Origin of the sequence: Mesorhizobium sp. LjNodule214 (assembly GCF_964252735.1) — a bacterium.
In the GTDB taxonomy this organism is placed as follows: Bacteria; Pseudomonadota; Alphaproteobacteria; order Rhizobiales; family Rhizobiaceae; genus Mesorhizobium.
In genome coordinates this window covers 817,024-839,760 of the sequence record NZ_CAXUPE020000002.1, presented here as the reverse complement: position 1 = coordinate 839,760, position 22,737 = coordinate 817,024, and the positions used below count along the sequence as shown (strand labels likewise).

The 22,737-nt window shown below is 64.7% G+C and carries 19 protein-coding genes; 12 read left to right on the top strand and 7 right to left on the bottom strand.

The window, feature by feature from the left end; all coding sequences use genetic code 11:
- Positions 1-183 precede the first annotated feature (183 nt).
- Both ACSQ3Z_RS17925 and ACSQ3Z_RS17920 read right to left on the bottom strand, forming a co-directional pair.
- Complete coding sequence (locus ACSQ3Z_RS17925) at positions 184-1,755, bottom strand: VCBS domain-containing protein (RefSeq protein WP_436172646.1); 1,572 nt, start codon at positions 1,753-1,755, stop codon at positions 184-186.
- 501 nt (positions 1,756-2,256) lie between these two features.
- Positions 2,257-3,042 carry an IclR family transcriptional regulator gene (locus tag ACSQ3Z_RS17920; RefSeq protein WP_436172645.1) on the bottom strand — a complete coding sequence of 262 codons (786 nt, stop codon included), beginning with the start codon at positions 3,040-3,042 and terminating at the stop codon, positions 2,257-2,259.
- 253 nt (positions 3,043-3,295) lie between these two features.
- Between ACSQ3Z_RS17920 and ACSQ3Z_RS17915 the strand changes: the two genes are divergently transcribed.
- From ACSQ3Z_RS17915 to ACSQ3Z_RS17900, 4 genes are read left to right on the top strand one after another with little or no spacing between them, the layout of a single operon-like run.
- Entirely contained in the window at positions 3,296-4,348 is a 1,053-nt protein-coding gene (locus tag ACSQ3Z_RS17915) for an ABC transporter substrate-binding protein (protein WP_436172644.1), read from the top strand.
- A 27-nt stretch (positions 4,349-4,375) separates the two neighbouring features.
- Positions 4,376-5,875 (top strand): sugar ABC transporter ATP-binding protein, encoded by a 1,500-nt coding sequence (locus ACSQ3Z_RS17910; protein ID WP_436172643.1) that lies wholly within the window; start codon positions 4,376-4,378, stop codon positions 5,873-5,875.
- Positions 5,872-6,837 (top strand): ABC transporter permease, encoded by a 966-nt coding sequence (locus ACSQ3Z_RS17905; protein WP_436172642.1) that lies wholly within the window; start codon positions 5,872-5,874, stop codon positions 6,835-6,837. Before ACSQ3Z_RS17910 ends, ACSQ3Z_RS17905 begins: the two co-directional genes overlap by 4 nt.
- Positions 6,834-7,805, top strand: coding sequence for an ABC transporter permease (locus ACSQ3Z_RS17900; protein WP_436172641.1), 972 nt, complete (start codon positions 6,834-6,836; stop codon positions 7,803-7,805). Before ACSQ3Z_RS17905 ends, ACSQ3Z_RS17900 begins: the two co-directional genes overlap by 4 nt.
- Here ACSQ3Z_RS17900 and ACSQ3Z_RS17895 read toward each other — a convergent pair.
- Positions 7,779-8,720: an amidohydrolase family protein gene (locus ACSQ3Z_RS17895; protein ID WP_436172640.1), complete on the bottom strand. Its 942-nt coding sequence runs from the start codon at positions 8,718-8,720 to the stop codon at positions 7,779-7,781. The two genes, ACSQ3Z_RS17900 and ACSQ3Z_RS17895, sit on opposite strands and share 27 nt — an antisense overlap.
- A gap of 77 nt (positions 8,721-8,797) precedes the next feature.
- Here ACSQ3Z_RS17895 and ACSQ3Z_RS17890 point away from each other — a divergent pair, with 77 nt between their 5' ends.
- The 8 genes from ACSQ3Z_RS17890 (at position 8,798) to otsB (ending at position 18,887) form a co-directional block, all read left to right on the top strand.
- Complete coding sequence (locus ACSQ3Z_RS17890) at positions 8,798-10,120, top strand: alanine racemase (RefSeq protein WP_436172639.1); 1,323 nt, start codon at positions 8,798-8,800, stop codon at positions 10,118-10,120.
- Positions 10,121-10,156: 36 nt separating this feature from the next.
- Complete coding sequence (locus tag ACSQ3Z_RS17885) at positions 10,157-10,501, top strand: RidA family protein (protein WP_436172638.1); 345 nt, start codon at positions 10,157-10,159, stop codon at positions 10,499-10,501.
- Between the two features lie 4 nt (positions 10,502-10,505).
- Positions 10,506-11,516 (top strand): succinylglutamate desuccinylase/aspartoacylase family protein, encoded by a 1,011-nt coding sequence (locus tag ACSQ3Z_RS17880; RefSeq protein WP_436172637.1) that lies wholly within the window; start codon positions 10,506-10,508, stop codon positions 11,514-11,516.
- 38 nt (positions 11,517-11,554) lie between these two features.
- Positions 11,555-12,733 carry a hypothetical protein gene (locus tag ACSQ3Z_RS17875; protein ID WP_436172636.1) on the top strand — a complete coding sequence of 393 codons (1,179 nt, stop codon included), beginning with the start codon at positions 11,555-11,557 and terminating at the stop codon, positions 12,731-12,733.
- A gap of 158 nt (positions 12,734-12,891) precedes the next feature.
- On the top strand, positions 12,892-13,953 hold the full coding sequence (locus ACSQ3Z_RS17870; protein WP_436172635.1) for a glycosyltransferase family 4 protein: 1,062 nt from the start codon (positions 12,892-12,894) through the stop codon (positions 13,951-13,953).
- A 49-nt stretch (positions 13,954-14,002) separates the two neighbouring features.
- A complete protein-coding gene (locus ACSQ3Z_RS17865) occupies positions 14,003-16,165 on the top strand; it encodes an amylo-alpha-1,6-glucosidase (protein WP_436172634.1) in 2,163 nt (720 codons plus the stop codon).
- 161 nt (positions 16,166-16,326) lie between these two features.
- A complete protein-coding gene (locus ACSQ3Z_RS17860; protein WP_436172633.1) occupies positions 16,327-18,114 on the top strand; it encodes an alpha,alpha-trehalose-phosphate synthase (UDP-forming) in 1,788 nt (595 codons plus the stop codon).
- Between the two features lie 14 nt (positions 18,115-18,128).
- On the top strand, positions 18,129-18,887 hold the full coding sequence (gene otsB / locus ACSQ3Z_RS17855; protein WP_436172632.1) for a trehalose-phosphatase: 759 nt from the start codon (positions 18,129-18,131) through the stop codon (positions 18,885-18,887).
- Between the two features lie 2 nt (positions 18,888-18,889).
- On the opposite strand, the gene ACSQ3Z_RS17850 is transcribed toward otsB, so the two are convergent.
- The 4 genes from ACSQ3Z_RS17850 to ACSQ3Z_RS17835 form a co-directional block, all read right to left on the bottom strand.
- The gene (locus ACSQ3Z_RS17850) at positions 18,890-19,966 is read right to left on the bottom strand and encodes an ABC transporter ATP-binding protein (RefSeq protein ID WP_436172631.1); all 1,077 of its coding nucleotides are present in this window, start codon (positions 19,964-19,966) and stop codon (positions 18,890-18,892) included.
- A complete protein-coding gene (locus ACSQ3Z_RS17845) occupies positions 19,963-20,763 on the bottom strand; it encodes an ABC transporter permease (protein WP_404282497.1) in 801 nt (266 codons plus the stop codon). The genes ACSQ3Z_RS17850 and ACSQ3Z_RS17845 overlap by 4 nt, the downstream gene beginning before the upstream one ends.
- 1 nt (position 20,764) lies before the next feature.
- On the bottom strand, positions 20,765-21,625 hold the full coding sequence (locus tag ACSQ3Z_RS17840) for an ABC transporter permease (protein WP_436172630.1): 861 nt from the start codon (positions 21,623-21,625) through the stop codon (positions 20,765-20,767).
- 67 nt (positions 21,626-21,692) lie between these two features.
- Complete coding sequence (locus ACSQ3Z_RS17835) at positions 21,693-22,697, bottom strand: ABC transporter substrate-binding protein (protein WP_436172629.1); 1,005 nt, start codon at positions 22,695-22,697, stop codon at positions 21,693-21,695.
- Positions 22,698-22,737 lie beyond the last annotated feature (40 nt).

Here is a 22,737-nt window from a genome sequence, read left to right as displayed (position 1 = left end):
TTTTCTGTCGAGACTCAAATACCCAGCAGAGAACCGCCCCCCTGTCCACCTGTATGCCGATATTACTCCCGATCCTTCAGCCCGCCACGCAGCCCGTCGATATTCCTGTCGTAAACCTTAACGCGCAGGCTGGATCAGGAAATGCTACGGGAGGTGAGCCGCAACGCGGCTCACCTCCCGCGTTCAAAGCACGAAGTCGCTCGCCGTCAGACCAAGCCCGATACCGGTCAGCGTGATCTGGAAATCGGCGGTCGTGTCGCCGTTGATGTCGGCGCGGACGATCGTGTTGCCGCCGCTTTCCGACCACGTGATGCTGTTGGCGACGGTGGCCGCATTCGACGGCACTCCGAACGAGAAAGCCTGGTCGCCGCCGTTGACCGTATTGGCGTCGATCGAGGACAGGTCGATCTTGTCGGTGCCGTGCACGAAGTCGGTGATGGTGTCGAAATTGCCGGCACCAGGCGCGGAATCCGAAACGGCTGAACCATAGTAGAAAGTGTCGTTCCCAGGACCGCCGGTGAGCGTGTCGGCCCCGGCACCGCCGACCAGCGTGTCATTGTCGTCGCCGCCGAGGAGCGTGTCGTTGCCTGTACCTCCGACAATGAGGTCGCTACCCTTGTCGCCATTAATGGTGATATCGTCGCCGCCGTTTCCGAAGAGGAGATCGTTGCCGTTTCCACCGGTTAGCGCCTGACCGGTAGACGTGGACGCGATCACATCGTCGGTGCCAGGACCAGACAGGCCCGTTTCCAGCTTGTACGCGGATGTGCTGAGCGCATAGCCGTAGACGGTGCCACCGTTTGTGAATTGTATGCTCTCGATAGCGCTGCTTCCGACATATTGATTGGTGACTGTTATCTCCGTAGTTCCAACATTGATGACAAGGTCGTTGGCCACCCTCTCGAAGTTGAGCGTTCCGATAGGCGTGCTGTTCAACGGCGCACTTGTCACGATTTCAATGCTGTCGCCGCCGCTTCCGGCATCAGAGATGACGTCGTTGCCGTCTGCCGGTCCGAACTGGTAGATGTCATTGCCGCTGCCGCCGAGCAGCACATCGTTGCCAGCACCGCCGATGAGCGTCGCTCCGGCATTCGCACTGATGATGATATTGTCGCCTGCGGTTCCGTCGAGCGTGCCGACAAGGTCCTGAGTGACAGTCACCAGTGCCGGCGTGCCTGCGGACGTTCCATCGGTGGCTGTATAAGTGAATGTTCCTCCCGCGGGCGCCGCGTCGGTGAAGGTCACGGTGCCGTTTGCACTGGTACCAGCCGTGTGGGAGACAGTGCCTCCCGTTGCGGAGCCTGCGCTTGAGACATCGATTGCCGAAGCGGGGTCGTTTGCGAGAAGTGCCCACTCGGGGATGTTGATGGCGCTTCCCAACACCAGGTTGGTGATGACGTTGTCGCCAAGGGCCGCCGGACCGTCGTTGGTGCCGAGGATGTCGATGTGGACCGAAGTGTGGGTGCCGTCGGCGCTGACCACATCGAAGTCTTCGGTGTAGTGCTGGCCATCGACGAACTCGTTGTGGGCCGAGGAGGCGGTGTAGGTCCAGTTGCCATCGGCATCGATGTCGAAGGTGCCATAGGTTCCAGCCGTTGCCGCCTGGGCAACGAAGTGCGGATCGCTGTCGACATCCGAGATGGTGAGGGCGCCTGACGTCGAGATGTCGGCGGCGTCATCGGTCTCGGTCAGGTCGACCGAAGCCGAGGACAGCAAGAAGCCCTTCGCGGCCGGCATGCACGTTCTGGCAGACATCCTGTCTGCAAGTTCAGTGGAGTTGGCTCCAAACGTGCTGTCGCACGCGCCAGCACGAGGATGGCGGCACACAGACGGATGGTGGCTCAAGCGTGATGATCGCGACGACATTGACGTCGCGTTGCGTTTCCCCAACCCCAAATAGCGTCGTCTAGCCCGTTGGTTGCCGGTCGGGGGCCATTTTGCGGCGCTTATATTAGGACATTGTTAACCCTTCCGGAGAGGAAGCGTCAACAACCAACATAGCATAACAGTTAATATCTGGGGGCAACGTCCGTTCCGGCGCATCGCCACAGGACCAGCCGCACCGTGACCAGAAGCATCCGGAATACATCCGCGGCGCACGACTCCCGAATTGGAATAGACGGCTAGCAGATCAGCTTGCCCTCATCGTTTCTTTCTTTGTGCGCCAAGAAAGCGAAGATTGACCGGAAACAGCTGCACGAAGGGGGGTCGACCAGGCTGCAGCGCCGATCCCCATCCTGCCTCGGACAGATCGGACTAGCCCCCTGCCAGCGACAGGCCGCGGGCGCGCTCGCGCAGCAGAGACAGCAATTCGCCTCGCCGGGCTTCCGGCGTGTCGACGGGCAGGACGAAACACAGTGTCTTGTTGATGGCGCCGTGGCCGTCGTGGATCGGTGCCGCCATGCACCAGGTGAAGCGGTCGGCCAATGCTGCGGTTTCGCTGTAGCCTTGCTGGCGCGCCAGCGCGACGTCGGCGAAGAATTCCTCGGGCGCGATGATGCGGCCGTCGGGCAGCTTGTAGTCGCCGGCGGGAATGAAGTTTTTCAGCTCTTGTTCACTCATATGGCCGACCAGCAGCCGGCCCGACGCCGTCCAGGGGATCGACACCTCGACACCGACATCGCTGGAGATGCGGAACGGGCCGGGTGAATCCCGGCAATCGAGAACGACATATTTGTTGCCGCGCAGGCCGCACAACTGGACGGTCTCGCCGGTCTCGGCGGCCATCCTGTCCAGCGTCTCGAGGATGCGCCGGTAGTGGGCGTTGTGATGCGAATAGGCCCAGCCGAACAGATGCATCGCCCGGCCGAAATAGACGTAGCCCTCCGCGCCGACATTTTCGAGCATTTCGGCTTCGAGCAGGCTGTTGACGATTTCATAGGTGGTCGAACGCGGCGCGCCGATCATCTTGGCGATGTCGCCGACACGCGTCGGCGCGCGGTGCCTGAGCAGCGCTTCGAGCAGCATGATGACGCGGTCGATGCCGCGGCGGCGCTCGCCATTCTGTGGTGCCGTGCCGCCCGCTTCGATCAGTTCAGTCACGCCGTCGCTCATCATTAGCATCCGCTCAAAATCATTTCTCGGTCCTCGTCTCAAGGCGCTTGAAAGATGTCAAGGCTCAGTCTAGCATCCCGCTTGTCCGATATACAGACATGATGTCTGAAATACCGGACAAAAGTGAACCGGGCAGAGAAAGTCCAGACGAGAAGACAGGCGGTTGCCGCGACACGGCAACCGACAGGTTTTCTCGTGCCGACCCTGCACGTCCGGACACAACCACAGAAGGGGAACAATCATGATGAAACCATCGTTTTTCGCATCCGCCAGCGCCCTTTGCCTCGGTCTCGTCCTGGCTTTCGGCGCCGGCTCAGAGGCCAATGCCGCCGCCAAGTGCATCAAGGGCGACCGCAAGGCGCCGTACACGATCGGCTGGGCCAACATCTATTCCGTGCCGACATGGATGAAGCAGACGCAAGGCACGATCGAAGCCGAGGTCGAAGCGCTGAAGAAGCAGGGGCTGGTCGACAAGCTGGTCGTGACCGACGCCCAGGGCGACGCCAATGTGCAGATCCAGCAGATCCAGTCGATGATCGATTCCGATGTCGACGCCATCATCCTGATCGCCGGTTCGTCGACCGCGCCGGCGCGCGTGATCGCGGATGCCTGCGCCAAGGGCATCGCCATCATCAATTTCGACAGCCTTGTCGACACCGACCAGGTCACCGCCAAGGTCAACACCGATTCCTCGCAGTGGGGCGACCAGGCGGCCAAATTCCTGATCGACGCCATCGGCGGCAAGGGCAAAATCCTGATCCTCAACGGCCCGGCTGGCGTTTCGGTCAGCGACGACAGGCGCAAGGGCGCGGATGCCGAGCTCAAGGCACACCCCGACGTGACGGTGCTTGCCGAGACCAACACGCCCTACAATGTCGCCCCCGCCCAGGAAGCCGTGACCAGCCTGCTGTTCGCCAATCCCGAGATCGACGGCATCCTGTCGCTCGGCGGTGCGCTGTCGGCGGGTGCCGTGCTCGCGCTCGACAAGCAGGGCCGCGACCAGGTGCCGATCACCGGCGAGAATGCGCGCCAGTTCCTTGAGCTGTGGAAGGAAAAGGGCCTGAAGAGCTGGGCCACCATGCAGCCGAACTGGCTCGGCGCCTTCGCCACCTACACCGCCGTCCAGGCGCTGGAGGGCAAGGACGTGCCTGCCTTCGTCAAGATCCCGCTGCCGGTGATCGACAATTCCAACATCGACGAATACCTCGCCCGGGCCAAGGATTTCCCGGCTGACGGCTACATCTATTCGCCCTACGATGAGGAGCTGTTCAAGAAGCTGCTGGCCCAGCAATAAGCCAGAAGGGTTGTAGCATTGGCAAGCATGGCTCCGCTCCTCGCGGCGCGGGGTGTGTCGAAGGCGTTCTTCGGCAACCCCGTCCTGCGCGACGTTTCCATCGTTCTCCAGCCGGGCCGCGTGCATGCGCTGCTCGGCGAGAACGGTGCGGGAAAGTCGACGCTGATCAACCTGCTGTCCGGGGCATTGCGCCCGGACGGCGGGACAATCGAGGTCGACGGGCGCGCCGTGGCGCGCATGACGCCGGCGCTTGCGCGGCAGGCCGGCATTGCCGTCGTGCAGCAGGAGCTCAGCCTGACGGCCAGCCTGTCGATTGCCGAGAATATCGGCCTCGGCGCCTATCCCAAGCGGTTCGGCCTGGTCGACTACAGCGCGCTTGCCGCGCGGGCGAATGCCGCATGCGAACTGGTCGGTCTTCATGAGCCGCTGTCGACGCCTGTCGGGCAGCTTCCGCTCGGGCGCCGGCAGATGGTGGAGATTGCCAAGGCGCTCTACCGCAAGCCGCGCGTGCTCATTCTCGACGAACCCACGTCGTCATTGTCGGCCACCGAAACCAAGATCCTGACGGATCTGCTGGAGCGTTTGCGTGGCGAAGGCATCGCCATTCTCTACATCTCGCATCGGCTGAACGAAGTCATGAAATTGTGCCAGCATGTCACCGTGCTGAAGGATGGCACCTGTACCGCCGACCAGTCTTTGGAAGGCACCGATGCCGCCGGGCTGGTGCGGCTGATGGTCGGGCGCGACCCCGGCGATCTCTTCCCGCAATGGCGGCCTTCCGTGTCGCCCGCCAATGCCGTTTCGGTCCGGAATTTTTCCGCCGGCCTGATGCGCGACGTCGATCTCGACATCAGGACGGGCGAGGTGCTCGGCATTGGTGGCCTGGTCGGGCAGGGGCAGGAGGATCTGCTGCTCGGTCTCTATGGCGCGATCCCGGCCAGGACGGCATCGGCGACGGTCAACGGCGCACCGGGCCTGCCCAGCGGCGTGCCGAAAGCCAATGCGCTTGGCCTTGCCTATGTGCCGGCCGACCGCAAGCGTGAAGGGTTGCACCTGATCCACACCATCACCACCAACATGATGCTGCCTGCCTTCGCCAGGCTGCCGGCGCTGAAGCTGCGCAGCCGCCGGGCCGAGCGCGAGACGGCAAGAGGCCTTGCCGCCCAGCTTGGCATCAAGGGCGACCTCGCACGGCAGGCGCAGGCGCTTTCGGGCGGCAACCAGCAGAAGGTCGCGCTGGCGAAATGGATGCCGCATGATCCGCTTGTGCTGCTTCTCAACGATCCGACGCGCGGCGTCGATGTCGAGACCAAGCGTGAAATCTATTTGATGCTCCGCGCCTTCGCGGCCGCCGGCAAGGCCGTGGTGCTGCTCAGCTCAGATACACCCGAACTGGTGCATCTGTGCGAGCGGGTCGCGGTGGTGCGGGAAGGCCGCATCGCGGCCATGCTGGAGCGTGCGGCATTGAGCGAGGAAGCTATCGTTTCGGCGGCGATAGGCGCCGAGAACCGGAAGGTCGCGGCATGAACACTGTTTCTTCCGCGCGGCCCGCCGGCGCGCTCTATTGGCCGGTGCAGGCGCGCCGCAACATCGGTGTGCGCAGCCTGTTCGTCGTCGTGCTGGCTTTTCTCATCGCCTACGGCGTGCTCTTCCCAGGTCTGTTCACGGCCTCCGGCTTCGCCAAGTTCACCCAGAGCTGGTTCCCGCTGGCGCTGGTCGCGATGGCGCAGGCGATCCTCATGCTGACGGGCGGCATCAGCCTGGCGATCGGCGCTACCGTCAGCCTCGGCGCCGTCATCGCCGCGACGACGATGGCCGGCCCGCTGGGCGTCACAGGCGGCGCCGCTGCGGTAGCGCTTACCGGCCTTGGCATCGGTGCTGCGACCGGCTTCATCGTGGTGCGGCTTCGCCTGCCGGCGATCGTGGTGACGCTTGCCGGCTCCTTCATCATCGGCGGCGCGGCACTGCTGATCCTGCCGCGGCCCGGCGGCGCCATTCCGGAATGGCTGTCCAACCTGCTTGCCGGCGACACGCCGGCGGCCTTCGTGCTTTTGGTTGTCATCGTGCTGCTGTGGAAGCTCTATCTCGCCACGCCGCTGGGCTTGAGCCTCTATGCCGCCGGCGAGAACCCGGTCGGCGCCTATCGCTCCGGCGTGCCGGTCGATGCCGCGCGGGTCGCCGCCTATGCGATCAGCGGCCTTTTGTCGACGGGCGCAGGCCTGTTCGTCGCCGCGCAGACGGGCTCGGGCGATCCGGTCATCGGAGCGGCCTTCACGCTCAACTCCATCGCCGCCGCGGTGCTCGGCGGCATCGGCTTCCTTGGCGGGCAGGGCACGATGCGCGGCGCGCTTGCCGGCAGCCTGCTGCTCAGCCTGATGATCAGCGTCATGTTCTTCCTCGGCTTCACGCCGGTCGCCCAATATGTCGCCCAGGGTCTCATCATCATCGGCGCGGTCGCCATCCCGCAATTCCGCAAGGTGCAGCAATGACAGCATGGAAAGAGAGCGCCGGCGGCAGGCGTGTCATGACGGTCCTCTCCAGCCGGCCATTCCTGACGGTCGCCATCGTTGCCGCGGTCTGGATCGCGGCAAGCTTCGCTTCGCGCGGTTTCGGCGCCTATGGTCATCTGCGCTATCTGGTCGAGCTCGGCGCTGTCATCGGCCTGGTCGCGGCCGGCCAGACTTTTGTCGTGATCGCCGGCGGCATCGATCTTTCGGTCGCGGCGATCGTCACCGTCAGCGCCATCAGCCTGCCGCTGCTGTCGTGGCAGGCCGATCCGACCGGCCTTGCCCCAGTGCTTGCCGTGCTGGCGCTGACCACGATCATCGGCCTGGTCAACGGGCTCGGCGTAGCATTGTTGCGCGTTCATCCGATGATCATGACGCTGGCCATGGCGACTTTCCTGCAGGGATTGCTGATCATCATCGCCGGAGGCAGCGCCGTCACCGCCGAAAACCCGCTGGTCCACTGGCTCGGCAATGCGCGGCCGGCCGGGATTCCGGCCGGCGTGCTGTTGTGGGTGGCGGTTTCGGTGATCGTGCTGACGGTCATGCACGCGACGCCCTTTGGCGCCCGCATCTTCGCGATGGGCGCCAATCCACTGGCCGCTGCATTGTCCGGGGTGCCGGTCACGTCGACGACGCTCGCCGTCTACGGCATCAGCGGCTTCACCTCTGGCCTCGCCGGCGTGCTTGTGCTGGGCATGAACGGACAGGGCTATGTCGGGATCGGCGATCCCTATCTGCTCGCCTCGATCGCGGCCGTGGTGCTGGGCGGCACGTCGATCCTCGGCGGGCTCGGCACCTATGCCGGCACCATTCCCGGCGCGATCCTGCTGGTGACGATCACGGCGTTGATCACCGTCGTCAACGCGTCGCCCGGCTGGCGCAGCATCCTGTTCGGCTCGCTGATCCTGGGGCTGCTGCTGCTCTCAGGCCGGGAGCAGGCCCGCCGATGACAGGTCGTCCAGCCGATAGATGCGTTTCGCGTTGCCGAAGAACAGCGCCGCCTGCTCGTCCGCGGAGAGGTCGGCTGCAATGGTCTTGAAGCTGTCGTACACCTCGTCGAACGATGCGTGCAGGCCGGCGACCGGAAAGTCGCTGCCGAACATCGCTCGCTTCGTGCCGAAGCAGTCGATGCAATGCAGGACGACCGGCCGCAGGCTGTCGAGTGTCCAGTCATGATCGTAGGCGACCAAATCCGAGATCTTGATGGCGACGTTGTCGTGCTCTGCCAGAAGCCGCAACCCGTCGCGCCATCTCCGCATGCCGTCGGCATCGCGATCAATCGGGCTGCCGCAATGGTTGAGGACGAATTGCTGGTCGGGGAAGGCCGCCGCAAGCCGCGCCGCGTCGCCGAGCTGACGCGGAAACACCATCAGGTCGAACGACAAGCCGTGGCGGGCAAGCAGCGCCAGGCCGGCGCGCCAGGCCGGATCGTCCATGATGCCGTCGCGAACTGCGAACCGGCGGGCAGGATCCGGATCCCAGCTCAGAATGTCGCGCACGCCGACGACGCGGCCGAATGTCGCCTGCGCCTCGAGCAGCGCCGGCGCTTGTGGGCTGGCAAGAGGTACGTGCACGACATAGCGGGCGGCGGCGCCGCGCGATTTGTCGAGCGTCTCGAGCCATCGCGTCTCGCCGACGCAGTCGTCGCTCGCCCAGCCGGCTTCGACATGGACGGTGGCGACGACATCGTGCCTGGCGGCGTCGCGCCGATAATCCTCGGGGAGATAGTTGCGGCGCAAGGGGCCAAGTTCGCCCAAGCCGCCACGCTCGCCGGCTGTGACCGCGAGCCAGGGATGCCGGCCAAGACCGAGATCCCAAAGATGATGATGGGCGTCGATGATCGGTCCGGCGTAGGGTTTCGGCACGGCTCTCTCTCAAGGTCGGACCGGCTTCGGCATTCGATCCGGGCTTCTGCATGCGACGGCGAAAGGGGTAGCATCGGATGAGCGAAAACACACCGGTTCCGCCGCTTGTCGTGCGTGAAAATTTTCTGCTCGACGACCGTATCCGCGGTGTGCCGCCCGGCACCTCGGGGCTGGACAGCAGCCTGGTCGCGTCACAGCGCTGGCATCCGGCCGAGGGTCGCATGTCGCTGCCGGTGCTGACCCTCGACGAGAGCGCCTTCGCCATCAACCGCGACCTGTTCCTGCGCTATGCGCGTGAGCAGGGTGTCGCGATCGCGCCGCATGCCAAGACGCCGATGGTGCCCGACCTTGCCCGGTCGCTGGTCGAGGCCGGCGCGTGGGGCACAACGGTTGCCGATATCCGGCAGGCAACTGTGATGCTGAGGGCCGGGCTGATGCGGCTGATCATCGCCAACGAGGTCGGCGGGCGAGGCGGCGCGAACCGGCTGGCGACGCTGGCCGGTGCCTGGCCAAACGCCGAGCTTCACGTTTTTGCCGACTCGGTCGATGCCGTGAATGCGCTGGCCGGGGCCTGGCGTGCCAATGCGGCGCTCGCTCCCTTGCGCGTGCTGGTCGAACTTGGGGCGGGCAGGGCGGGCGCACGGACCACCGCCGAGGCCGAGGCGATCGCCGATGCGATAGAGGCAGCAGGCGGGCGGCTGCTGATCGCCGGCGTGGCAACCTATGAAGGGGCCGCGGCGCAACCCGATCCGGGCCGCACGGGCGAAGCGGTGTCGGCGCTGCTGGCGACGGTGGCCGACATGTTCCTCAGGCTGCGTGCCCGCCTCGGCAGCGGCGGTCCCTTGATCGCCACCGCCGGCGGCTCGGTCTTCTTCGACATGGTTGTCACCGCGCTTTCGCCTGTGGTTTCCAGGGACGTCAACGCGACGCTGGTGCTGCGCAGCGGCGCCATCTTCTTCCATGACCACGGCATCTATGACCGCTCGCTCGGCACGCTCGATGCCCGCAAGGGTTTTGCGATCGGCGGCGTCGGGACGTCGGCGCGAAACTCCTTCCGTCCGGCCTTGCGAGTCTGGGCCGAAGTGCTGTCGCGACCGGAACCCAGCCTCGCCATCTGCGGCATGGGCATGCGCGACGTCTCGTTCGACCAGGGCTTTCCGACGCCGCTGACGGTGTTCCGCGCCGGCAAGCCGGTTTCGGCGCAGCCGAGGGCCGAAGTCTTCAAGCTCAACGACCAGCATGCCTTCCTGTCACTTCAGCCGGGCGCCGATATCGTCGTCGGCGACGTCATCGAATTCGGCATCTCGCACCCCTGCACCTGCCTCGACCGCTATCGCGTGATCTTTGGTGTCGACGATACCGGGCACATCCGCCACGCCTTTCCAACCTATTTCGGCTGATCAGGCCGCCAAAAGAGAACCTCGAAAGGATCCGATATGATCAAGTATTTCCAGTCTGGCTCGCGCATGTCGCAAGCTGTAGTCTATGGCGGCCTCGTGCACATAGCAGGACAGGTGGCCGACGACCGCAAGGCTGGCATCGAGAGCCAGACCAGCGACGTGCTGGCCAAGGTCGAGGCGCTGCTGGCCGAGGCCGGCAGCAGCAAGTCGAAGCTGGTGGCGGTCAACATCTTCCTGCCGCAGATAGGCGACTTCGAAGCCATGAACAGCATCTACGACGCTTGGGTCGATCCCAAGCGCCTGCCGGCGCGGGCCTGCGTCGAGGCGCGCCTTGCCGATCCGGATTTGCGCATCGAGGTCACCGCGGTCGCGGCGGTCTGAGGTCATGCATACCGGCCTCGTCCATACGCTCGACTTCGACCGTGACGGCAAGACACTTAGTCACCTCAGCATCCCGTTTTCGATCGACCGTTCGCCCTATTTCCAGATCAAGGTGCCGATCTGCCTGATCCGCAACGGCGAAGGCCCGTCACTGCTTCTGATGGCCGGCAATCACGGCGATGAATATGAGGGCGAGCTGTCGCTGGCAAAGCTGGTGCGCCGGCTCGACCCGAAGCAGATCAAGGGTTGCATCACCATCCTGCCGATGGCGAATACGCCGGCGGTGATGGCCGCCAAGCGCTGCTCGCCACTCGACGGCGGCAATCTCAACCGTGCCTTTCCGGGCGACCCGTCGGGTACGCCGACCAGCCGGCTGGCAAACTTCCTCGAGACGGAGCTGTTCCCTCGCCACGACGTCGTCTTCGACATCCATTCGGGCGGCACGTCGATGGAGCATCTGCCGACAGCACTTGTCGAGCGCAACAGTGATCCAGAACGCCACCGGCGCGGTGTCGAGCTGATGCGCACGCTCAGCATGCCGTTTGGCTTCGTCGCCGACAATGGTCCCGCGTCACCGACCTCGATGGGCGCGGCGCGCCGGGCCGGCGCCATCGGCGTCAGTGGCGAGTTCGGTGGCGGCGGCACCGCTACGGTCGATTCGATGGCGCTCACCGCCCGCGCGCTTGACAGGCTGATGGTGGCGCTCGGCGTGGTCGAGCGGCCGGTTTTGGCGCCGGAAGCCGTGCCCGCGGCGCCGACGCGGTTGTTGTCGCTGTCCCGTCACAGCCAGGGCATCTATGCCACGCACCGCGGCTGGTTCGAGCCGGTGGTCAGGCTCGGCGACAGCGTGACTTCAGGACAATTGGCCGGCTGGTATCACGACCTCGAACGGCTCGATCTGGCCGAGGAAGCGCTGCATTTCGCCGAAGGCGGCATCGTGCTGTCGCGCCGGCTGCATACGATGTGCGAGGCAGGGGACTGTCTCATGCAGGTCGCCGAGCCGGTCGAGGGCTGACAATGAAGCCGTGCCAGGATCAGAACTGAGGATATTTCATGCAGCTTTCGATGTGGACCTATCCCTGGGACATCCAGGATCTCGGCCTGGAGACAGTCGAACGCGACCTCGTGGAGCGCGCCGGGCTCAACATGATCAGCCTTGCGACCTCCTATCATGCCGGCCGCTTCCTGCTGCCGCGCAGCCCGCACCGCAAAGCCTATTTCCCGGAGGACGGCACCATCTATTTCAAGCCGACCGCGGCGCGCTGGGCGAGCCTCGCCATCCAGCCCAAGGTGGCCGACGTGATCGCGCAAGGCGGCGACGTGCTCGGCAACCTTGTCCGCCGGCGCGATGCGGGTGGGCTTGGGATCTCGTGCTGGACCGTCTGTCTGCACAACACGCGCCTCGGCATGCTGCATCCGCAGGCCGTCACCCGCAACGCCTTCGGCGATGCCAATTACTACAATCTCTGCCCCTCGCATCCGGATGCGCGCGCCTATGTCCGCGCGCTGGTCGCCGACATCTCGCACAGCTACAGACCGGACCGGATCGAGCTCGAAAGTCCGTCCTTCATGGGCTTTGCGCATGAATATCATCACGAGAAGGATGGCGTCGGGCTGACGCCGGAAGACGATTTTTTGCTGTCGCTGTGTTTTTGTCCCGCCTGCCTTGCCCGGGCGGCCGACGCCGGGATCGACGGCGAAGCGGCGCGCAGGCTGGTCAGGCAATGGATCGCCGAGACCTGCGAGCGCGCGGTGCCGGAACGGCGCTTCGCCGATTTTCCCACTGGCGGACTCGATGTTTTCCGGCCTTGGCCGGAGTTGCATGCCTATCTCATCTGGCGGTTCGAACCAGTGACCAGCCTGGTCGCGGAACTGCGCGAAGCCGCTCACCCCGGGACGCGTGTCGTCATCATCGACCTGAAAGACGGCTGGCTCGGCGGCTGCGATCTCGAAGCACTCGGCAAGGTCTGCGACGGAGCGATCCTGTGCGCCTACGACATGCAGGCCGGCGATGTCGCCAGCCTGATGGCGGCGGGTCGTGCTGCACTCGGACCTGAAAAATTCCTCGGCACCGGCTACCGGCTGTTCTATCCGGAAATGGCCGGGCCGGACATTCTCGCCGCCAAGGTGAGGCCGGCGAGGGCGCCGGGCATCGACGGCATCAATTTCTACAATTACGGCCTCGTCCCCGCGGCACGGCTCGACTGGATAGGGGCGGCGTTGTCCGCTTGAGTACGCCGACACAGCCAGCGTCGGTGCGGCGATCGGGAATGCCGTGCGATGGCGTTCTGATGGATGCCGGTGCGGTTTCTCGCCGCGGCGCAGACCGCTGGCAGGAACGATCTGCGGGTTGATGCATTTTGCCCTTGGCCAATCACCCGAGGGGATCCATGCGAATTGCTCATGTCGCGCCGCTTTACGAGTCGGTTCCGCCCAGGCTTTATGGCGGTACTGAGCGCATCGTTTCCTACCTTACCGAGGCGCTGGTCGATCTCGGCCATGAGGTGACGCTGTTTGCGAGCGGCGACAGCCACACCTCGGCGAAGCTGGTGCCCGGGCGTGAATGCGCGCTTCGGCTTGATCCGCGCCCGAAGAAATCCGAAGTGGCGGCGCATCTTGCGATGCTGGCGGAGGTGCGGGAGCGGGCTGACCAGTTCGACGTCATGCATTTTCATCTCAGCCATTTCCTGCATTTTCCCTTCTTCCAGGATATGGCGGAGCGAACGGTGACGACACCGCATGGCAGGCTTGACTATGTCGACCTGGCGCCGGCCTATTGGCGCTTCCCGCGCTTCCCGATGATCTCCATCTCGCACAGCCAAAGGGCAGGGCTGGCCGGCGCCAACTGGCTGGCGACGATCCAGCATGGGCTGCCGGTCGATATTTACGAGCCGATTTTCGAGACGGAGGCTGAAGAGCCTTACCTTGCCTTCCTCGGCCGGCTTTCGCGCGACAAGCGGCCGGACCGCGCCATCGAGATTGCCAGGCGTTCGGGGTTGAGGCTGAAGCTTGCGGCCAAGATCGGTGACGATGACCGCGCCTATTTCCACGAAATGGTCGAGCCGCTGATCGACGGCGACCGCGTCGACTATGTCGGCGAGATCGCCGAAGGTGAGAAGGCTGAATTCCTCGGCAGGGCTGCAGGCCTGCTGTTTCCGATCGACTGGCCGGAGCCATTCGGTCTTGCGCCGATCGAGGCCATGGCTTGCGGCACGCCGTCGATCGCCTGGAACTGCGGCGCCTTGCCGGAGATCATCGACCAGGGAGTGACAGGCTTTGTCGTCAATTCCATGGACGAGGCGGTGGCGGCAGTGCCAGCACTGCTTCAACTCGACAGGCGAAAGGTGAGGGCCGCCTTCGAAAAGCGGTTTTCCGCCCAGAGAATGGCCCGAGACTATGTGGCCGCCTATGTGCGTCTGCTCGCCGGCTCAGCCGAAGCGAAGGCCTCGTGAGCGATGGCGCTGGATCGGGGCACGGGGAGCAACAGGAAAGATGTGACGGATGACAGAACTCGACGAGCGCAAGCTCGATCCCGCCGTGGCCCTTGCCTCCCTGGACGAGACCGCGCCACGCGAGCCGCATCGGCTGTTCGCGCTTAAGCAGGGCGATTGCTTTGTTGTCGCTGATGCCTATGGCGATATCAGAGGCGCCGGCGACGGGTTCTTCCGCGACGACACGCGCGTGCTGTCGGAGTTCAGGCTGACCGTCGGCGGCAGGCAGACATCGCTGCTCGGCGCCTCGCTCAGCCAGGACAATGTTCTGTTCACCAGCAATCTCACCAACCTGCCGATGCAGAGCGTTGGCGGCCGCGACATTCCGCAGGGCGCGATCCATATCGAGCGTGTCAGGCTGCTGTGGCAGGACCGGCTGTTCGAGCGCATCACGCTTTCCAATTACAGCCAGGAAACCTCGGCCATTCGTGTCTCGCTGCACTTCGCCGCCGATTTCCGCGACATGTTCGAAGTGCGCGGCTCGACAAGGGTGAAGCGCGGGATGGCGCATGCGGCCGAGATGGATGCGACATCGGTGCTGCTTCGCTATGACGGATTGGACGGGCTGGCGCGGCTGTCGGCCATCTCGTTCTCGCAGGCGCCCGATCAGCTGACGGAGAGCCGCGCTGATTTCCTGATCGCGGTGACGAAACGCAGCAGCAAGGTGCTCTATATCGAGGTCGGTCCGGAGGTGGCGGAAACGCCCGACCGCGACCGTTTCCGCGCCGCCGCGGCGCGCGCCCGCTTCGGCATGCGGGCCAAGCGCCGCCACGGCGCCACGGTGCACAGTTCGGGCCGCGTCTTCAACGATTGGGTCGAGCGCGCCCGTGCCGATGTGGCGTTGCTCACCACCGAGCTTGTGACAGGACCCTACCCCTATGCCGGCATACCCTGGTTTTCGACGGCATTCGGCCGCGACGGCGTGATCTCGGCGCTGCAGATGCTGTGGCTCAACCCCGGCTTGGCGCGCGGCGTGCTCGCCTTCCTCGCCCAGCACCAGGCGACCGAGACCTCGCCTTTCAGCGACTCGCAGCCGGGCAAGATCATGCACGAGACCCGCAAGGGCGAAATGGCGGCGCTGCGCGAGCTTCCCTTCGGCCGTTACTATGGCGGGGTCGACACGACACCACTCTACATCCATCTCGCCTGCGCCTATGCGGACCGCACTGGCGACATGGACTTCATCGACAGGCTGTGGCCGTCGCTCACTGCTGCCGCCGAATGGACGGAGGAGGCGAGCCGGGCGACCGGCTTCGTCACCTATCAGCGTGCCGCCGAATCCGGCCTCGCCAACCAGGGCTGGAAGGACAGTTTTGACTCGGTCTTCCACGCCGACGGCCGCATTCCCAAAGGCCCGATCGCGCTCGTCGAAGTGCAAGGCTATGTCTTTGCCGCCTTCCGTGGCCTGGCGGCACTTGCGCGCCGCCGCGGCGGGTACGCAGAGGCCGAGCATTGGGAGAGCCGCGCCGAAGAAATGCGAATCGCCGTCGAGCGTGACTTTTGGCTGGACGATCTCGGCTTCTATGCGCTGGCGCTCGACGGCGCCGGCGAACCCTGCAAGGTCAGGACGTCGAATGCCGGGCATCTGCTCTTCGTCGGGCTGCCCGAGCCGGCGCGGGCGCAGTTGGTCGCCGACCAGCTTTTGTCCGCGTCCTTCCACTCGGGCTGGGGACTGCGGACGCTCGCCGACGATGCCGTGTTCTTCAACCCGATGTCCTATCACAACGGATCGATCTGGCCGCATGACACCGCCATCTGCGGCGTCGGCCTCGCCCGCTATGGCGAACGCGAAAGCGTGGTCCGGCTGATGAGCGGCACGTTCGAGTCCGCTGTGCATTTCAACATGCGGCTGCCGGAGCTGTTCTGCGGTTTTACCCGCGCGCCCGGCGAAGCCCCGATCGCCTATCCGGTCGCCTGCCTGCCGCAGGCCTGGTCGGCGGGCTCGGCCTTCATGCTGATGCAGGCCTGTCTCGGCCTGGAGATCGACGGCTGGGACGGCGAAATCCGCGTCACCCGTCCGAGACTGCCGATCGGCATCGATACGCTCACGCTGCGGCATCTCAATGTCGGCGAAATGGCTGTCGACCTGACATTCCAGCGCGTCGGCGACCGGGTCGTAGCCTTTCTCGCCGATCGACATGAAGGGTTGGTGCCGCTGATCGTGCGAACGTAGGCGGGCCACTCGCGCGGGATCGGAAAATGTCGGAACCGATCGTCCGTTTGTGCGTTGCACAACCATACCGCCTCACGGCGGCCTGTCGCCGCCTGACGGTGGCGGAGACGAAACAAGAAGAATGAGGCCTGCATCAGGCCCGGTGGCGAGTTGGCGTTTCAATGACAGATTATGGCAGCGACTTACTATGGATCGCGATCCTGGCAAGTCTCGGACTTTCCGCTCTGGCGGTGTTTTTCTCGATATCCCGGCGACAGCGCACCCACGCCCCCGCCACGTACACCGCGGGCGAGGACGTGGCTTCCGAAGCGGCGCGCAAGGTGCTCAGGGAATTCGAGAAGAACGGCCAGTCGGTCGATGCGGCGCTGGTCACATGGTCACCCGAAACCTTGCGCAAGATCCTCACCGAAGACCTGCCGGAGGCGCAGGTCATCGTGGTCTCGAACCGCGAACCCTATATCCACAACGTCAAGGGCGATGGCGTCGAGCTGGTGGTGCCGGCCAGCGGACTGGTCTCGGCACTGGAGCCGATTACCCGCGCCTGCAGCGGCACCTGGATCGCCTATGGGGGCGGCACCGCGGACCGACAGATGGTCGACGAGGACGACCGGGTGCAGGTGCCGCCCGGCAACCCCTCTTACGCGCTGCGCAGGGTCTGGCTGACGGAGGAGGAATATCAAGGTTACTATCTGGGCTTTGCCAATGAGGGCCTGTGGCCGCTCTGCCATATCGCCTTCACCCGGCCGATTTTTCGCGAGTCGGATTGGGAGGCCTATGAGGCGGCCAACCGCAAATTCGCCGAAACGGTAGTCGCAGAAGCGCGCAACGAACGGCCGATCGTGCTGGTCCAGGACTACCACTTCGCGCTGCTGCCGCGCATGATCCGCGAACGGCTGCCCGAGGCGATCGTTATCACCTTCTGGCACATCCCCTGGCCGAATTCGGAAGTGTTCAGCATCTGCCCATGGCGGGAGCGCATCCTCGACGGGCTGCTCGGCAGCTCGATCATCGGCTTCCACACCCAGTTCCATGCCAATAATTTCACCGAAAGCGTGGACCGCTTCCTGGAAAGTCGAATCGAGCGGGCGGATGCAGCGATCTCCTATGGCGGCCAGACAACTTTGGTCCATGCCTATCCGATCTCGATCGAATGGCCGGTGGAGCTCCTGGCGAGGTTGCCGGATGTCGAGGACTGCCGCGCCCGTATCCGTGACAGGTTCGGGCTGCCTGCCGACGTGAAGCTGTGCGTCGGCGTCGAGCGCCTTGACTACACGAAGGGCATACTCGATCGCTTCCACGCGCTGGAGGAGTTGTTTACGCGTCATCCAGAATGGATCGGGAAGGTGGCGTTCCTGCAGATCGCCGCCCCCAGCCGGGGCACGCTGCCGGCCTACAAGCAGCTCCACGACGAGTGCCTGCGCTATGTCGACGAGCTCAATCAGCGCTTTGGCCATGACGGCTACAAACCTGTCGTCATGGTCGCCGAACATCATTCGCAAAGCGCGGTCTACGAAATCTATCGCGCCGCCGATATCTGTATGGTCACCAGCCTGCATGACGGCATGAACCTCGTCGCCAAGGAATTCGTCGCCGCGCGCGACGACGAACAGGGCGTGCTTTTGCTCAGCACGTTCGCTGGCGCTTCGCGTGAGCTGCTGGAGGCGATGATCGTGAACCCCTACGACGCCGCCATGATGCGCGACGTGCTGCTGCAGGCGCTGACCATGACGGGCGAAGAGCAGCGCGAACGCATGCGGCGCATGCGCGAGATCGTGCGCGACAACAACGTCTATCGCTGGGCCGGCAGTATGCTCATGGATGCGGCCCGCCTGCGCAAGCGCAGTGAGCTTGACCGGGTCACCGCCGTCGCCGAGCGCTCGGCGAACGCAAACGTCGACAATGTCGTCTCCATGGTCGAGCGCAAACGCATGGCGGCCGGACTACGATGAGGATTGCAAAGCCGATGACACCGAATCTGCCGGAAGGGGAGTGGGCCCTTTTCCTCGACATAGACGGCACCTTGCTCGAACACGCCGCGCATCCGGACAGCGTCTCGGTCAGCGATGAGTTGCGCCAGCTCATGCAAACGATGGAGCGGCGACTGGACGGTGCCGTCGCCTTTGTCACTGGACGCTCGGTTTCCGCGGTGGACCGGCTGTTCCATCCCCTGAAGATGCGCGTCGCCGGCCTCTACGGGCTGGAACACCGGCTGATGCCCGACGGTCCGGTCGAGGCCGCGGACGAGCCGGCCGACATCGCCGCATTGGCCGACGAGATCGAAGCCGAACTCGGCAAGGGCGTCTATGTCGAACGCAAGGGTCCGGTGCTGGCGGTCCATACGCGCGCCGCACCGCATCTGCTGGCGCGGGCAACCAGGCTGGTCGAGATGGCGCTGGACCGGCTGCCCGAGGGATATCGGGTGATCGCCGGCAATGCCGGGGTGGAACTGATGCCGCTCGAAGCCGCCAAGGGAGCGGCCATCCGGCGCTTCATGGAAATCCCGCCCTTCATCGGCCGGCGCCCGGTGTTCCTCGGCGACGATACGTCGGACGAGAACGGCTTCGAGACCGTCAATGGCGAGGATGGGGTCTCGATCCGGATCAAGCCGCGCGGGCCGACGGCCGCTCGCCATGTCATTACCGACGTCGCCGATGCCATCGCCTGGCTTCAGGCCAATTTCGGCGATCCCGCCAGGCAAGCGGGCCGCGATGCCGCCGAATAAGCTCAGACGGGAAACAGGAAGGCGGCGCCCGGATCGAAAAAGACCTGCCGGCGGCTCGGTGTGGCATCTTGCGAAGCCATGGCGGCGGAGGTCGGCCTGATGTCGATCTCCTGTCCGGTGGTGGTGCGCGCAACGATGCGCCGGCGTTCGCCATAAAAGGCGATGTCGACGACGTCGACGGTGAGTTCGGCGCTCGCCGGGTTCCGCTCCAGGCGAAACGCCTCGGGACGGATCATCAATCTGGTCTTTTGTCCCCGTTCGAAACTGCCATTGGCGCTTATGCCTGAGACGAGCGAGCCATCGGCAAGGCGAATGGTCGCCGCGCCGCCGACGGTTTCAAGATGTTCGGCAGCGAGGAAGTTCGAGTTGCCGATGAAGCCGGCCACGAAATCGGTCGCCGGCCTGAGATAAAGATCCTCGCCGGTGCCGGTCTGCTCGATGCGCCCGTCCTTGAACAGCGCAATCCGGTCCGACAGGTGCAGTGCTTCTTCCTGGTCGTGGGTGACGTAGAGAATGGTGACGCCGGTCTCGCGATGGATGCGGCGGATTTCGGCCTGGATTTCCTCGCGCAGCTTCTTGTCGAGCGCCGAAAGCGGCTCGTCCATCAACAGGATCGGCGGATCATAGGCGAGCGCGCGGGCAAGCGCGACGCGCTGCTGCTGGCCGCCCGACAGCGCGCCGGGCAGGCGCTCAGCGAAGCTGTCGAGCCGCACCAAGGCCAACATGTCGGCGACTTTCTTCTTCACCTCGGCGTCGGGTCGGCGGCGAACGCGAAGCGGAAAGGCGACGTTCTCGGCGACGCTCAGATGCGGAAACAGCGTGTAGCGCTGGAACACCATGCCGATGTTGCGCTTGTGCGACGGAACGCTGAGCAGCGACTTGCCCCTGAGCAGGACGTCGCCGGAGCTCGGATCCTGGAAACCGGCAATGGCATAGAGCGTTGTCGACTTTCCCGAGCCGGATGGCCCGAGAAAGGTCAGGAATTCCCCCTTGGGAATATCCAGCGTCACATCATGAACGGCCGTGAAGGCACCGAATGCCTTGCGTAATTTGCGGATCGAGAGGAAGGGCTGGGTCATGTCTTGAACTTTCGGCGCAGCAGGGCCGCCACGATCATCAGGGCAAGGGTCAGGCCGACCAGCAGGCTGGAGGCGGCGGCAATCACCGGGCTGAGATCGGCCCGCAGACTGCCCCAGATCTTGACCGGCAAGGTCTGCAAGGTCGGGCTCGCCATGAAGATCGCGACGACGACTTCATCCCACGAAGCGAGGAAGGAAAAGATCGCGGCGGAGAAAATGCCGATCCGGATCGAGGGCAAGGTGATCCTGAGCTTGGCCTGGAGCGGGCTCGCGCCGCAGACGATTGCCGCGTCCTCGATCGACTTGTCGAAGCCTTCGAGCGCGGTGGCGATCGGGATGATGGCGAAGGGGAGCGCCAGCACGGTGTGGGCGACGACGAAGCCGATGGTGGTGCCCCCCAGCCCGAGCCGGAGGAAGAAGGCGTAGATGGCGATGGCGAAGACCACGACCGGAAGCACCATGGGGGTCAGCAACAGGCCGCGCAGGATTTCTCGCCCACGGAAATTGCCGCGCACCAGCGCGAAGGAAGCAAGCAGCCCGATCAGCACGGCAAGAATTGCCGTCAGCGCGGCGATGCGGGCACTGGTGAGTGCTGCTTCGAGCCAGGACGGATCGGCGAACAATTCCTGATACCATTTCAGCGTCCAGCCGGGTGGCGGGAAAGCCAGCCAGCGCGACGAGCCGAACGAGAGCAGCACGATGAACACCACCGGCAGGAGCAGGAAGGCGGCGACGAGCGCGGTGAAGCCGAGCAGGGCAGTCTTCAGCCATCCCATGCGGTCGTAGTCGAGCAGCATCTCAGATGCCTCCCGTCGCGCGTCTGGCGCCAACGAGGCGCAACTGCAGCGCATAGAGCGCCATGGTCACGATTAGCAGGATGAAGGCTGCGGCGCTGCCCAGCCCCCAGTTGAGCAGCGACTGGATCAATTGTGCGATCATCTCGGCGAGCATCATGTTCGCCGTGCCGCCGAGCAGTGCCGGGGTGACGAAATAGCCGAGCGACATGACGAACACCATCAGGCCGCCGGCGGCGATGCCGGGCAGCGACAGCGGCAGGAGGATGCGGCGGAAGGCCTGGAAGGGGCTGGCGCCGCAAAGGGCCGCGGCACGCAGCGTCATCGGATCGATGGCGCGCAAGGTGCCGACCAGCGGCAGGATCATGAACGGCAGCATGATATAGACCATGCCGATGGTGACACCGGTGAGGTTGTTGATGAGCGGCAGCGGCTGGTCGATGACGCCGATGGCCATCAGCGCCCGGTTGATGACGCCGGTGCGCTGCAGCAGCACCATCCAGGCATAGGTGCGGGTGAGCAGGTTGGTCCACATCGACAGGATGATGATCCCGAACATGATCGAGGCGAGCGCCGGCGGCATGATGGCCAGCATCCAGGCAACCGGAAAGGCGACGAGGACGGTGACGATGGTGACTACCGCGGCGACCAGGAAGGTGTTGAAGAAGACGCGCATATAAGTGCCGTCGCCGAGCAGCGCCGCATAATTCTGCAGGCCGGGGGCGGGGTCGGTGACGCTGCGCAACAGCAAGGCGAGCACCGGGACGACGAAGAAAAGCCCGATCAGCGTCAGTGCCGGCAGCAGGCCGCCAAGGCCCGCCGGCATCCGCATTGTCGCAATGCTCTGCTCAGTTTCCACCGACATGGCGTCACCTGGGGTTGCGGAGCGGGACGACCGGGGCCGTCCCGCTCCTTGTCACGAGAGGGTGGCGCTACTTCGCCTGCCAGGCGTACCAGCGCTCGGCGATGGCGTCGCGGTTGGCAGCCCAGTAGTTCATGTCGAGATTGATCTGACCCTCGACATGGGCGTCAGGCAGCGACTTCACAGCATCGGCGGGCATCTCGGCCTTTGCCTTGGTGTTGATCGGCGCATAGCCGCTCGCTTCGGCGAACTTCGCCTGGCCGGCCGGGCTGCTTGCCGCGGCCAGGAACTTCATCGCCGCGTCCTTGTTCTTGGCGCCCTTTGGCACGACCAGCACGTCGGCGGCGGTCAGGTTCTGGTTCCAGGACACGCCGACATCGGCGCCGTCCTTCTCCAGCGCGAAGACGCGGCCGTTCCAGAGTTGACCGAACGCGGCCTCGCCGGAAGCGATCAGCTGCTGCGATTCCGCACCGCCGCCCCACCAGACGATGTCCGACTTGATGGTGTCGAGCTTCTTGAGGGCGCGGTCGAGATCGAGCGGATAGAGCTTGTCGGCCGGCACGCCGTCGGCGAGCAGCGCGATCTCGATGACGCCCGGCGCCGACCATTTGTAGAAGGTGCGCTTGCCCGGATATCTCTTCAGGTCGAACATGTCGGCCCAGCCCGCCGGCTCGCCGGAGACGGTGCCCTTGTTCCAGGCGAGCACGAAGGAATAGTAGAAGCTGCCAACGGCATGGTCGGTGGTGAAGCGCGGGTCGAGGTCGGCCTTCGGCACGGCGTTGAAGTCGATCGGTTCGAGCAGTCCATCCTTGGCCGCCTTGATGGCGAAATCCATCTCGACGTCGACCACGTCCCAGTTGACGCTGCCGGCGTCGACCATGGCCTTCAGCTTGCCGTAGTCGGTCGGGCCGTCCTGCAGCACCTTGATGCCGGATGCGGCCGAAAATGGTTCCGCCCAGGATTTGGTCTGTGCTTCCTGGGTCGTCCCGCCCCAGCTGGTGAAGACCATGTCCTCGGCCTTTGCAGCCGTGGTTGCCAGAAGTCCGGCAAGGATGCCGGCGAAGATCAGTTTCATGTCGTTCTCCTCTGTTTGTTGTCGTTGTTCATTGCACTGC